This is a genomic window from Streptomyces sp. XH2 (assembly GCF_049725035.1).
Taxonomy (GTDB): domain Bacteria; phylum Actinomycetota; class Actinomycetes; order Streptomycetales; family Streptomycetaceae; genus Streptomyces; species Streptomyces roseoverticillatus.
The window spans coordinates 215,473-227,824 of sequence record NZ_JBMMMZ010000001.1 but is presented as its reverse complement, the minus strand read 5'-3'; the positions used below and the strand labels follow the sequence as shown (position 1 = coordinate 227,824).

11 protein-coding genes are annotated in these 12,352 nt (G+C 70.3%); 3 read left to right on the top strand and 8 right to left on the bottom strand.

Translation table 11 applies throughout. The features are described 5' to 3' along the window. The first annotated feature begins 182 nt into the window (after positions 1-182). Positions 183-734 (top strand): GNAT family N-acetyltransferase, encoded by a 552-nt coding sequence (locus ACOTKD_RS01050; protein ID WP_424886883.1) that lies wholly within the window; start codon positions 183-185, stop codon positions 732-734. Between the two features lie 91 nt (positions 735-825). Here ACOTKD_RS01050 and ACOTKD_RS01045 read toward each other — a convergent pair whose 3' ends face one another. The 3 genes from ACOTKD_RS01045 to ACOTKD_RS01035 all read right to left on the bottom strand — a co-directional run bounded on the left by ACOTKD_RS01045 (position 826) and on the right by ACOTKD_RS01035 (position 3,758). Then, a complete protein-coding gene (locus tag ACOTKD_RS01045; protein WP_424886882.1) occupies positions 826-1,614 on the bottom strand; it encodes an aminotransferase class IV in 789 nt (262 codons plus the stop codon). Between the two features lie 826 nt (positions 1,615-2,440). After that, positions 2,441-3,169 carry an SDR family oxidoreductase gene (locus ACOTKD_RS01040; protein WP_424886881.1) on the bottom strand — a complete coding sequence of 243 codons (729 nt, stop codon included), beginning with the start codon at positions 3,167-3,169 and terminating at the stop codon, positions 2,441-2,443. A gap of 220 nt (positions 3,170-3,389) precedes the next feature. Beyond that, positions 3,390-3,758, bottom strand: coding sequence for a hypothetical protein (locus ACOTKD_RS01035; protein ID WP_424886880.1), 369 nt, complete (start codon positions 3,756-3,758; stop codon positions 3,390-3,392). Between the two features lie 132 nt (positions 3,759-3,890). Between ACOTKD_RS01035 and ACOTKD_RS01030 the strand changes: the two genes are divergently transcribed. Then, positions 3,891-4,436, top strand: coding sequence for a TetR/AcrR family transcriptional regulator (locus ACOTKD_RS01030; protein WP_424886879.1), 546 nt, complete (start codon positions 3,891-3,893; stop codon positions 4,434-4,436). Positions 4,437-4,725: 289 nt separating this feature from the next. Here ACOTKD_RS01030 and fabV read toward each other — a convergent pair whose 3' ends face one another. The 5 genes from fabV to ACOTKD_RS01005 all read right to left on the bottom strand — a co-directional run bounded on the left by fabV (position 4,726) and on the right by ACOTKD_RS01005 (position 9,476). Beyond that, positions 4,726-5,934, bottom strand: a complete 1,209-nt coding sequence (gene fabV, locus ACOTKD_RS01025; protein ID WP_424886878.1) for an enoyl-[acyl-carrier-protein] reductase FabV — start codon at positions 5,932-5,934, stop codon at positions 4,726-4,728. Between the two features lie 538 nt (positions 5,935-6,472). Beyond that, the gene (locus ACOTKD_RS01020) at positions 6,473-7,144 is read right to left on the bottom strand and encodes a transglycosylase SLT domain-containing protein (RefSeq protein WP_424886877.1); all 672 of its coding nucleotides are present in this window, start codon (positions 7,142-7,144) and stop codon (positions 6,473-6,475) included. A gap of 450 nt (positions 7,145-7,594) precedes the next feature. Next, on the bottom strand, positions 7,595-8,365 hold the full coding sequence (locus ACOTKD_RS01015) for a GNAT family N-acetyltransferase (RefSeq protein WP_424886876.1): 771 nt from the start codon (positions 8,363-8,365) through the stop codon (positions 7,595-7,597). A gap of 160 nt (positions 8,366-8,525) precedes the next feature. Beyond that, positions 8,526-8,600: a 50S ribosomal protein bL37 gene (locus ACOTKD_RS01010; protein WP_424887352.1), complete on the bottom strand. Its 75-nt coding sequence runs from the start codon at positions 8,598-8,600 to the stop codon at positions 8,526-8,528. Positions 8,601-8,657: 57 nt separating this feature from the next. Next, positions 8,658-9,476, bottom strand: a complete 819-nt coding sequence (locus ACOTKD_RS01005) for an SDR family NAD(P)-dependent oxidoreductase (protein ID WP_424886875.1) — start codon at positions 9,474-9,476, stop codon at positions 8,658-8,660. A gap of 632 nt (positions 9,477-10,108) precedes the next feature. Here ACOTKD_RS01005 and ACOTKD_RS01000 point away from each other — a divergent pair. Further along, the gene (locus tag ACOTKD_RS01000; protein ID WP_424886874.1) at positions 10,109-12,241 is read left to right on the top strand and encodes an alkyl/aryl-sulfatase; all 2,133 of its coding nucleotides are present in this window, start codon (positions 10,109-10,111) and stop codon (positions 12,239-12,241) included. Positions 12,242-12,352 lie beyond the last annotated feature (111 nt).

Here is a 12,352-nt window from a genome sequence, read left to right as displayed (position 1 = left end):
CACGAGGCCTCCGGGGTCTCGGTGGGGTGGATCACCTGCAGCACAGCACCCGGAGACCGACAAACGATCAACGCCTGATTTCGCGACGGGTCTGCCGGTGTGAGGCGCCCGAGATCCTCAGGGCGAGGTTTTCGCTCCCGTCTCCCGGATCACTCTCGCAGGCGTGCGATAAGTTGCCCGCCATGACTGGACCCGGACCCGTCGCCTGGCCACCTGCCCCGATCAGGACCGAACGGCTCGCCCTCCGCGAGTCCGAGGCCCGGGACCGTGCGGCGTTCATCGAGCTGTTCGCATCACCGGAGGTGGGCACCTATATCGGCGGCCCTCGATCGCGTGATGAACTCGAGGACGGGGTGCCTGAGATACCCGGGCGGCGCCCCGGCCTGTTCGTGATCGATCTCCACGGAGCGATGATCGGCATGGTCACGCTCGACCGGCGCGGTGCGGAGCGTCCGGGCCACGTCCGTCCGGAGGGCGGGGAGGCCGAGCTCGGTTACATGGTCCTGCCGGAAGCGTGGGGACGCGGGTACGCCGCCGAGGCGTGCGCAGCGGCACTCGACTGGTTCGCCGGCGTACTCCCCGGTGAGCCGGTGGTGCTCTGCACCCGGACCGCCAACGACCGCGCGATGCGCCTCGCGGCGAAGCTGGGGTTCACCGAGGTGGAGCGGTTCGAGGAGTACGGCGCCGAGCAGTGGTTCGGCGCATGGTCCTCGGACGAAGCACCGTGTGTGTAGAGCACCCGCGCGACGGCCACGAGCCCCGGGCCGCGCCGACTGCGCGGCCCGTCGACCGTCCGGCTCGGCCCGGCCCCTGGGCCGCCGTGGGTCAGATCGTGTCCCACGCCGCGGCTTCGTACAGCCGCTTCAGCGTGCGCACGGGCTCCGCCTCCGGGGGGAACCGCACGTCGTCGATCAGCGGTACGGGCGAGACGCCCACGGAATTGCAGACGAAGGCCGCGTCGAAGCGCGCCACCTCGTCCAGCCGCACCGCCTGCCGCCGCCACGGCAGGCCCGCCCGGTCCAGCTCCCGCTGCAGCACCAGCATGGTGATGCCGTCCAGGGCGGGGGCCGACGGCCAGACCACCGTGCCGCCTTCGAGGAAGCCCACGTTGGTGATGGCACCCTCGGCCACCGTGCCGTCCGGCTCCACCAGCAGCGCCTCGTCGAAGCCCGCCGCCTTCACCTGCCGCAGGTGGTAGGCCTGCCCGAAGACCCCCACGTGCTTGAGGTGGGCGGTGGGCCGGACGTACGGAACGCTGCGCAGCCGCTGCGGGCCGGGTTCCGGCACGGCAGGCCGCAGGATCACCGCGGTCACCGTCCGGTCGCCCGGCTCCGGCGCGTACACGTAGACCCGCGCCGACGCATCGCGCACTCCCGCCGCGTCCAGGGCGCTCCGGATCCGCTCCCGCACCAGCTCGCCGTCCAGCCCCTCGCCGAAGAGCTCCTTGGTGGCCGTGTCCAGCCGGGTGAGATGGAAGTCCAGGCCGCGCACCCGGCCGTCCCGGATCTGCATGGCGGTCATGTGGCCGTAGCCGCCCATCAAGGCGAGGAACAGCGGATCGGCGTCGACGGCACGGCCGTCGACCTGGACGTACGGGGCAGCAAGATCGTTCATGCTGCCCACGGTACGTCGCCGGAGCGGGGGAGAGGGCGGCGGCAGCCGCCCGTCGAGCTCAGTGAGCGGCCGTGCGCACGACCCGGGCAGCGTCGTGCGCGGCCCCGGTCAGCCACGCCTCGGTGTCGGCGATCAGCAGGACCGCGGCAGGATCCGCGTCCGGCCCGCGCTCCTGCACCTGCGCGACCGCACAACGCAACGGCGCCGACTCCGCCGCCGGAATACGGTCCGGAGAGCTCCGGCACGTCCGCCCCGGCCGAGCGGACGACATCGGTGGCCCGCAGGCAGTCGTCCGCCACGCGATCGGCCAGGGTCATGAGCAGGGCGGTCGCCTCCGCGGGCACGTCCGGCCCCTCCCCGTCCGGCCCCTCCCCGTCCCGGCGGGCCGCGAAGAGCAGCCCGCCGCCACTGACGGTGTGGTGACCGGGCTGCATGGCCGTCTCCCAGGGAGGAGTCGCACGGTCCAGCAGATGCGCGGCGCCGGGGTCCGGCCCCTCGGCACCGGCGAGCAGCCGGTCCCCAGGAACGAGGCCGTGAGACCCAGCACGAACAGGCCGCAGGCCGCACTCCACGAGTGCGCTGCGAGCAGCGTGCCCGCGGTGACCAGGACCCAGCCGGCGGGCAGCACCGCGAGGAACGTCCGCGTCCGCTGCCTTGCAGGCCCTGGGACCTGCGCGAACAACGTCAGCGGCAGCGCACCGAACAGGGCGTAGAGGGCCATGTCGGGCGCGCCGAGCCCGTAGCGCAGGGTGTAGAAGCCGGTGAGCCCGGCGGCGGTGGCCCAGATCGCGCGCCGGAGGTGCTCGATACCCGCTGCGCCAGCGGTTCAGGAAAGCCAGTCGGCGTAGCGGGTGGGGGCGAGATGGGCGTTTTTGTCGGTGAGGACGTCGCCGTTGACGGCGGCGAACATGCCGGCGGTGGGGTCGGTGACAACGGTGCGGGCGTCGGCCTTGTGGGACAGGGTGAGGCGGCCGAGCTCGTCCAGGGCGAAGATCTCGGGGCCCGCGATGCTGTGAATGCCATGGAGCGGGGTGCCCGCGGCGACTTGCGCCACCGCGTCGGCCACGTCCTTGGCGGCGATCGGCTGGATCGGCGTGGCGGGCAGGCGGACGGTGTCGCTGTCGGCGGTCCAGGACAGGATCGCGTCGACGAACTCCATGAACTGCGTCGCGCGGACGATCGAGTAAGGGATCGGTCCGGCCGTGAGGATGTCCTCCTGGAGCGCCTTGGCCTTGTAGTAGTCCAGCTCGGGTACCTGGTCCACGCCGACGATCGAGAGGATGACGAAGTGCCGGACACCACCCTTCCGGCCCGCGGCCAGAAGATTGTCCATCGAGGTCTGGAAGAAGGCGCGGGACGCCTCGTCGAAGGTCGGGGAGTTCGTCAGGTTCACGAGGACGTCGGCCCCCGCCACCGCCTCGTCCAGTCCCTGGCCGGTGATGACGTCGATTCCGGTGGACTGCGAATGCGGTACGGCTTCGTGCCCGGAGGCATTCAGCTTGTCGACGACTTGCGATCCGATCAGCCCGGTACCGCCGATGACCGCGAACTTCATGACACGCCTTTCGTCAGGAGGCACAACTAGGAGGCACAACTGAAATCTGACACATGGCCACTATGCGGCAGGCCCTGGATTCCGCACGTCCAGAACCGGACATGTGTGCGGATGGGTGTGGGGTCGCCCGGAGGTCGGCCTCGCGAAGGCCTTATGGCACCCCTGCCGCGCTGAATCGCCATTCGCCCCCGGGCTTCGTCCGTGACCCGCCCGGCAGTCCTCAGGGGGTGGTTTCCCGGGGCGGCGACGGTGCCATGGCCGCCTTGAAGGAGCGGTCGCCCGCAAGTGCGCCGAGCAGGAACCCGGCGTATCCGGCCAGCAGGAGCAGCAGGATGCGTCCGCTACCGCCCTCGTCGGTCCGTGGGTAGAGTCCGTCGGCGGCCAGGACGAGGGCGACGTCGAGGAGTTGCCCGACGATCACGACGGCGATGCCGAGACGTATCCCGCGTCCGGTCGGGAGCAGCCGGCCGGCGAGGACGCCGATGCCCGTGAAGGCGGTCGCGACCGCCGCTGCAGCCGGTGCGGTCGGAGCGTCCGCGAGGGCGGGCGCCAGGGCCGTGACCCCTGCTGAGGCGACCACCCAGATCACGAAAGCCCCTGCAGTCTCAGGCCACACGTCCACGAGCCGTCGTTTTCCCATCGAGCCGCACCGCCGTTCACCTAGTATGTAGCGTATGTAGCGATCGCTACATACGCTACACGGCACCCGAGGAGAAGACACGTGTCCCGTCGCGAGGAGTTGCTGAACGCGGCCATGCCCTACGTAGGGGAACACGGCCTCGCAACGCTCACCCTGCGGCCCCTCGCGGCCGCCTTGGGCACCAGTGACCGGATGCTCGTGTACCACTTCGGCAGTCGCGAGGGGCTGGTGGTGGCACTGCTGGACCGGGCGTTCGCGGACTTGGCCGTCATGTGGCGGGGGCAGCGGGTCACCAAGCCGTCCGACCTGGTACGCGCCCTGTGGCAGGCCCTCGCGGAACCAGGGGCCCGCGTGGCCATGCGGCTGTACCTGGAAGCGGCCTCACTGGCCGAAGCGGACGAGCTGTGGCGCGAACGGTTGGTGCCGGCCACGTCGTCCTACCTCCGCACTGCGGAGCAGTGGCTTGTCGGTGCCGGAATGTCTCCCGCCGTCGCCCCGGGCGCCGCCCGCCTCGCATCAGCCGCCCTGGACGGCGTGCTGCTGCAACTGGGTATCGACGGGGACCGGGCCGCGGCAACGGAAACCGTGGAGCTGCTGGCCCGCCAACTTGACCAGCTGGCCGGCTGAGTTCGCCTGAACCGGGAACGTGCGACGTCGCGGCCGCCGGTGGCTCGACCATCACGCGCGGTTCCCCGCCGCGATGACCCACTGTCGATCAGCCTGTGTGCGGGCGGCGGGCGGCGGGCGGGCGCGCTGTCCTCCGGCCGAGCAGGTGGTTCGCCGAGCCCGCTTGCAAGAAGCTCCAGCGCGGCGTCCACCGCTCGGCCACTGCCGACGCACCAACGACCCAGGTCACCAAGGCCGGCGCCGCGGCGACCTCGCTTCACGACGCGATCGGGGGCGTTCGCGGCGCGGGTCAGATGGTGAGAGCGGGCCAGGGGACGTCGGTTTCGACGGCGGCGGTGTAGTCGACGCCGGGGACGGAGAAGCCGTAGAGGCGGCGGACCTCGTCGCTGAACCAGTCGAGGTCGGCGAGTTCGGTGATGGTGTCGCTGGTGGCGGTGCTCCAGCGTTCGGCGATGGCGTCCTGCACGGCGGGGTCGAGTTCCCAGGTGTCGAGGCGGACCCGTCCCTCGTCGTCGAGGTCGAGGGGGCGGGCGCCGGTCAGCTGGTCCCACAGCTCCACCAGTTGACCGATCGGGGCCACCATGGCGTCGCCGAGGACGCCGCGCAGCAGCCCGACGTACAGGGCTATGCCGGGGATGGCGGTGGAGGACTGGGTGACGGCAGCGGCATTGACCGAGGTTACGGCCCGGCCGCCCAGGGCCTTGCCGAGGCGCTCGTCCAACCTGCGTGCGGTGGCTTCCAGATGGGCCTTTGCGGCGCCGATGGTGCCCCGGCGGTAGATCGCCGCGGTGAGCGGCGAGCCGATGTAGGACAGGGCGGCGGTGGTGAAGCCGTCGGCGAGCAGGGACCGGTCCGCCAGGAACGTGATCCACCGCTCCCAGTCGGCGCCGCCCATCACCGCAACGGTCTGCTCGATGTCGTCGCCCTCGGCCGGCGCGGTGGTGACCTCCTTCACCTCCGGGGCGCCGTGCTCGTCGAAGACGAGGGTCTTGGTGGTCGACGGCGAGCCGATCGGCTTGAGGACCGAGGCATGCACGTCGCCGGTGTCCGGGTCGGTGCGGCGAGGCGCGGCCACCGAGTAGATCAGGAAGTCGAGCCGTCCCCCGAACCGCTCGGCGAGGAGGTCGGCGACCTGCTCCTTCACCGTGTCGCTGAACGCATCGCCATTGAGGAAGACCATGTCCCGCCCGTGCTGCCGGGCGAGTCGGGCAGTGGCGGCGGTGCGGTACCAGCCGGCCGTGCCGGTGCGCCGGGCGGGCGCCTTCTCGAAGCACACGCCGACGCCACGGATACCGATGTGTGCCAGGCCCGCGATCGTAGCGGCCAGGCCGTACCCGGCGGACGAACCGATGACCAGAGCCACCGGCCCTTCGCCTACGGCGGTGACCGGGGCGGGGACGGCCTGCCACATCTCGTCGACCTGCTGCCGGCAGCCGCCGGGATGGGAGTCGAGGAACAGGAAGCCCCGGCTCTTGGGCGCAATGACGCGTTCGCTCACGGTGTTGTGTCCCAGGTGTCGTCACGGACAAGGAAGCGGCGGCCGTCTCGGCCGCCGCTTCCTGCAAGTCTGCGGCGGTGCGGATGAACACGGTGATCTTGGTGGACACAATGATGTCCAGCCGGGCTTGGAGGGTTTCCCACTAGCTCTTACGGGTGGGCAGTTGGCGGGCCCGAGTCCTCCTCCGCGGGGCAGGAGCGAACCTGCCGACCGGCAGGAGCGTCTCGACAGACCCCTATTCGTCGTCGGCGAGTTGCGCACGCGTCACACCGAACCGTGGCCGTACGGACGGCACTCAAGGTTTCACTACGACGACCATGACCTTCTCGGTCCGTCGACCGCCCCGGGGGGACTCCGGTCCTGCCCGGGCCCTGCAGGGAGGGGGCGTGTCACTGCCCTGGACGGATGCGAGCGGTCCGTTCGCTGGCTGCGCCCGGACCATGTAAAAAGGCGCGGCACCCGCGAGGGTGCCGCGCCCTTTTACATGTCATGCGCCATCTGTTGTGCGGGATGCGCACTCTGCGCTGTCGGAACCCGGTCAGTACGCGGAGTTGACGTTGTCCATGGAGCCGTACTTGTCGGCGGCGTAGTTGCAGGACGCGGTGATGTTGGCGACCGGGTCGTAGATGTCCCAGGAGGTGCCGTCGACGTGGTACGCCTTGAAGGTCGGGTCGATGATCTGCAGCAGGCCCTTGGAGGGGACACCGTTGACGGCGTTGACGTCCCAGTCGTTGATCGCACGCGGGTTGCCGGTCGACTCGCGCATGATGTTGCGCTTGATGCCGTCGTAGGAGGCCGGGATGCCCTTGGCGCGCAGGATGTCCAGGGACTCCTGGATCCAGCCGTCCAGGTTGTCGGCGTAAGCCTTCTTCGCCGGAGCTGCCGGAGCGGCGGGCTTGAGGGCCTTGCGCTCGGTGGAACGGTTCGCACGCTCAGCATCGGCCTTCGCCTTGGCGGCGGTCTTCGTGGCGGCCTTGGCGTCGGCACGGGCCTTGTCGGCGGCCTTGGCCAGCTCGCCGTCCTGCGTCACGCCGAACTCCTGGGCACTCTGCGCGACGGGCTTCACACCGACGCTGGAGACGTCAGCGGCGGAAGCCTGCGGCACCAGCGCGAACGTCAGAGCGGCGGCACCGGCGACGGTGACGAGACCGGCGGCGGAGAACTTGTGAGCCTTGGGCAGAGCGGTATAGCCGGAGATGGTGGAACGCATGGCTGAGCAGAACCTCTTCCAGTCGGGGACGTCGCACCGGGCCTCTTCGGCACGGAAAAAGCGCCGCGTCTCGAACGACGGCGCCCTGCGACTCAGCCATTGTTAGCGGCGCGAAACCCGCCTGACAAAGGGTGTGACCTACGAGGTAACGCCGTAAAACACCCCCAGCTAATGGCTGGAATGCCCCATTTTGCACCTCTGGTGCTACGATCCGGCATCGTATGTGATCGGGCCCACGTGCGGACCCTCACCCTCCGGGCCCCCGGCGTCAACTCACTGTGATCAGACAATTACACGCGCGGGGCGTTCGATGGGGTGGCGCATTCACGGACCGTGCGCGCATAGTGCCAGTGCAAATACGCGCCGTCACGCGGCGCCTGCCCGCCGCCGGGTCCCGCCCCGATCGGGGGATCGTGGACCAGCTGTCCGAGGAAGAGGAACGCGTTCTCGTCAACGCCCGGGAAACTGACCGTGGACGCCCTGCTGCTGGCTGCAGGAGGAGTTGTGAGATCCCACGGCGTAGTGCACGTACTGGCGGTGCAGGCGGAATCCGGTGGTGGCGGCGAGCCGGCGGCTGGGTTCGTTGTGGCGCGAGCAGGTCCAGGTCGGGAGGGTGCCCCGGGCGGTGATGTCCGCGCACAGGCTGCGTACGCAGGCGGTGGCGAGTCCGCGGCCGCGTTCCTCGGGGCGGGTGGCGACGGCGATGTCCTCGTAGCTGCTGCCGCGGAAGTAGGTGCAGGCCAGCGAGAGCAGCCGCCCGTCGCGAAAGGCGCCCCAGCCGTGGCCCGACGCGGCGAGCCCGTGCGGTCCGCCCCAGGTGTCCGCGATCCAGCTCAGCTCCGGGCCGAGCCCATGGACGGCTGCGGCGTCCGCGCTTGTCAGCCGGCGGACGGTGATGTTCATGCCCGTCACCGATGGAGGCGTCAGCGCGTCGTCGCCGCGGACCCAGAGCATCCGTTCCCAGGGCACGATCCGTTCGAAGGCTTCTCCCAGCAGGGGCAGGAACCGGTCCGGCACCGCGAAGTAGCCGTACGCCAGCGGGGCCAGTGCCCCCGGAGGAACGGCGCGCGGGTCGCCGCCCATCAGGGTGTACCCCGCGCAGGAGACCGCCGCGGCCCGGGGCGCGGACGGACGGTCGGCCCACCAGCGCCCGGTCCGGGTGAACCGCGCGTGGTCGGGCATCGCCCCCAGACCGGGCATGCCCGCTGGGAACCAAGCCATCCACTTTCCCGCACCGGTCGCGGCGCGCCGGCGCGCAAGCTCTTTGATCACAGACAACCACTCCGTAGACACACGAGGCAGACCTGCGAGGGCGGGCGGTGTGAAGCCGTCCCCCGGCTCCGCACCGCCCGCCTGCCAGGGGCATCAGGCCGTCAGGCCGTCAGCTGCAGGCCTTCTTGCCGTGGTTGGCGCCCTTCTTACGGCGGGCTCGTTTCTTGCGGGCTCGCTTCGACATCGGTGGTTCTCCTTTCGCTTGCTGGTGCGGGGGGTGGGGGCGGATGGTCAGACGTGGTCAGACGTGCTGGGCGACCAGCTGGTCGGCGAGCTTGCACAGTCGGCGGACCGTACGCTCCTCCAGCACCACCGGCGCGGCGGGTGAGGGCGCAGTGCGGTCGTAGTACGCGCCGGACTCGACCTCGGTGGCCGGGTCGCACAGCCGCGCCACGTGCGCCGCCCCCTCGGCCGCGGAGTCGCCCTCGTGGGCGTAGAGCGGCAGCAGTTCGGTGTCGCACACGCCCGGGTGGACGCTGACCGACGTCCAGGGAGCGCTCTCGCGCGTGAAGATCGTCAAGGCGAGCTGCGACTGTGCGTAGGCGGCGAGGCGGGAGTAGCGCTTGGCGCGGTGGGGGTCGTTCCAGGCGATGGAGGCGGTGCGGTGCATGGAGGAGGTGACGTTGACGACGCGGCTGCCGGGGCGGGCGCTGAGCGGGCCGGAGAGCTCGTGGGTGAGGAGGTAGGCGGCGAGGAAGTTGACCTGGAGGGACAGCTCGTTGCCGTCGGCGGTGAGGGTGCGGCGTTCGGGGGCGGCGACGGCCGCGTTGTTGACGAGGACGTCCAGCACGGGGTGCCGGTCGGCGATGCGGGCGGCCATGGCCCGCACCTCGTCCAGCCGGGAGAAGTCCGCGGTGGCGAGCTCCAGCCGCCCGGAGTCGATGCCGGACGCCACGAGGCGGGCGATCGCGTCCTGGCCCGACGCCTGGTCCGGCGCGTGCACGATGACGGTGACCGCGTCGCCGCGTTCGGCGAGCAATCGCGCGGTCTCCCAGCCGATGCCCGAGCTGGCACCGGTGACCAGCACCGTCAGGGAGGCGGGCGAGACAGCAGAAGACATAGTGATCCACTCCGGGATTGGGAAAGGCGGCAGCGGCCCGCCGGAGGCGGGACTGCCGTGCGAACGAATGCGCTGTTCACCGGCTCCGGCTCTGGCTCGAAGAGCGCGCATGAGCTGATGAAAGGGGTGCGCAAAAGAGGACGCAGCCCGGTGTCGGAGGGCTGCGCCGAGTGCTTCGGGCGTGCGTGCTTACAGCACGGGAAGCGAACAGCGCGCAGAACTCGGCGACGCCGTATGAGGCGGCCGGTCGTTATGGCGCGGAGAGCTGTTCACGTCATTCATCCAAGGGGACGCCGCGCCCCCGTACAACCGGTGTGCCGTTTTCCTGACGCCGCCCTGATACGGGCCACCCGTGTCTCCGTTACGCCTGTTTCTCTCGTGACGGGTGTGTACGCGGGTCAGGGTGGTGATCATGTCCGCCGGCAAGGAAGACAAGGCCGGGCCGGGGCCGCGCCCGGCGCCCGGGCGCCTGCCGGGCCCGGTGGATTTCCGGGCTGCCGAGCGGTCCGCCCAGCAGCCCAGCGCGTTGACTCGATCGCGCTCTTGTGAGTAATGGGGCGCGTGCATAGCGTCATGATCGTTGTGGAACGGTTCCCGCGCAGCGATGTGGAGGCGATTTCGCCATGCCCGAAATGCCCGAGCGTACCGGCCCCATCGACCCCATCGAGCCCTCGGCCGCGGTCGCCGAGGCGAACCGGAAGTCCGCGCAGGCCGTCGTGGCCGCCGACGAGAAGGAGGGCCAGGACTTCGCCGACGCCATGCGGCAGATGATCGCCCCGCCCGACACCACGGCGATCCGGTCCCGCAAAGACCCGGACAGGATGGTCTGGGACTTCACCGCGTACGACTTCCTCGACCCCGGCATGCGCACGGAAATGCCGACGGTCAACGGCAGCCTGCAGCGGCAGGGCCGGCTGACCGCCGTTGCCGGACTGTTCCTGGTCCACAGCTGTACGGAGTACCGGATCTACCAGGTGCGCGGCTACGACCTGTCCAACATGACGATCGTCGAGAGCACCGAGGGCCTGATCGTCATCGACCCGCTGGCCTGTTACGAGACCGCGCAGGCGGCCCTGCGGCTGTTCCGGGACAAGGCGCAGTGCGGCAAGGAGGAGCGGCCCGTCAGGGGCCTGATCTACACCCACTCCCACGTCGACCACTTCGGCGGCTCCCGCGGCCTCTTCCACGAGCTGGGCGACCCTCTGGAGCCGAAGGACGTGCACGTCGTCGCGCCCGAGGGATTCCTCGAGCACGCGGTCAGCGAGAACATCTACGCGGGTCCGGCGATGGCGCGGCGCGCGCAGTACATGTACGCGGCGCAGCTGGACAAGAGCCCGACGGGGCAGGTCGGTTCGGGCCTGGGCGCGACCATATCCACCGGCGAGGTGACCCTGATCCCGCCGACCACGTACATCGGCGGACTGGACCGGGCGCCGGTCCCGGAGGACGGCTGGAACCAGAGCGCGTACGTCATCCCGTGGCGGCCGGGCCTGTACCAGCTCAAGCTGGCCGGCGTTCAGCTGATCTTCCAGCTCACGCCGGGCACAGAGGCGCCGGCGGAGATGAACATCTACTTCCCCGATGCGAGGGCCCTGTGCATCGCGGAGAACGCCACGCACACCATGCACAACATCCTCAGCCTGCGCGGCGCCCAGGTGCGGGACGCGCATGCCTGGTCGAAGTACCTCACCGAGGCGATCCAGACCTTCGGCAAGGACACCGACGTCCTCTTCGCCTCGCACCACTGGCCGATGTGGAGGGACGAGCGGGGCAATGAGCGCATCCTCGAATTCCTCGGCAAGCAGCGCGACATGTACAGCTACCTCAACGACCAGACGCTGCGGATGATCAACGCCGGCCACACGGGCATCGAGATCTCCGAACAGCTCCGGACCCTCCCGGCCGGCCTGAACGACCACTGGTACGACCAGGGCTACTACGGCTCGATGAGCCACAACCTCAAGGCGGTCTACCAGCGATACATGGGCTGGTACGACGGCAACCCGGCCCACCTGTGGGAGCTGCCGCCCACGAAGGCCGGCGCGGGCTACGTGGAGGCGATGGGCGGCGCCGAGGCCGTCGTCGACATGGCCCAGCGAGCCTATGACACCGACACCCCTGACGGTTTCCGCTGGGCCGCCGAGCTCCTCAACCACGTCATCTTCGCGGCCGCAGCCGAAGACGGCAGCACGCTCGCCGAGCCACAGGTCACGCGGGCCAGGGAGCTCCAGGCCAAGGTCCTCACCCAGCTCGGCTACGGCAGCGCGAACGGCACCTGGCGCAATGCCTACCTCACCGGTGCCCAGGAGGTCGTGAGCGGTCCGCAGCCGCTGATCACCAGCCAGACCTCCGCCGACCTGATCCGCAGCACGACCCTGGAGCAGTACTTCTCCGCGCTCGCCCGCAGCGTGGACGGGCCGGCGGCCGCCGCGCAGCACACCGGCCCGATCGCGCTCAACTGGGTCTTCATCGACGACAACACCGGTGCCGAGACCGGCGACAAGTGCACCACGACGCTCCGCAACGGTGTGCTGGTGTTCGTGGAGGGCGGTGACCGTCTCCTGGAGGCACCGCACGCCACCATCAAGCTGAGCCGCCGGACACTGAACGAGCTGGCCGAGACCCCCGGCTTCAAGAGGAACTTCGATCAGGCGGTGGAGAGCAAGACGATCACGCTGGAGGGCGAGAACGCCCAGGCGGCTGCGGACGCCGTCTTCGGCACGCTGACCCTCCCCGACCCGAAGTTCCCGATCGTCACCCCGTAGCCCCGTAGCCCCGTAGCCCCGTAGCCCCGGAACCGACGCCGTCCCTCGGGCCGGCTTCACGGCGCCGTCCGTAAGCCGGTCCGAGTCGCCGACCGCGCGGCCGGGGCCCCG

Coding starts and splice junctions, on each gene's coding strand:
- ACOTKD_RS01050 (WP_424886883.1), top strand. CDS start 183: ATGACTGGACCCGGACCCGTCGCCTGGCCACCTGCCCCGATCAGGACC.
- ACOTKD_RS01045 (WP_424886882.1), bottom strand. CDS start 1,614: ATGAACGATCTTGCTGCCCCGTACGTCCAGGTCGACGGCCGTGCCGTC.
- ACOTKD_RS01040 (WP_424886881.1), bottom strand. CDS start 3,169: ATGAAGTTCGCGGTCATCGGCGGTACCGGGCTGATCGGATCGCAAGTC.
- ACOTKD_RS01020 (WP_424886877.1), bottom strand. CDS start 7,144: ATGCGTTCCACCATCTCCGGCTATACCGCTCTGCCCAAGGCTCACAAG.
- ACOTKD_RS01015 (WP_424886876.1), bottom strand. CDS start 8,365: ATGGCTTGGTTCCCAGCGGGCATGCCCGGTCTGGGGGCGATGCCCGAC.
- ACOTKD_RS01005 (WP_424886875.1), bottom strand. CDS start 9,476: ATGTCTTCTGCTGTCTCGCCCGCCTCCCTGACGGTGCTGGTCACCGGT.
- ACOTKD_RS01000 (WP_424886874.1), top strand. CDS start 10,109: ATGCCCGAGCGTACCGGCCCCATCGACCCCATCGAGCCCTCGGCCGCG.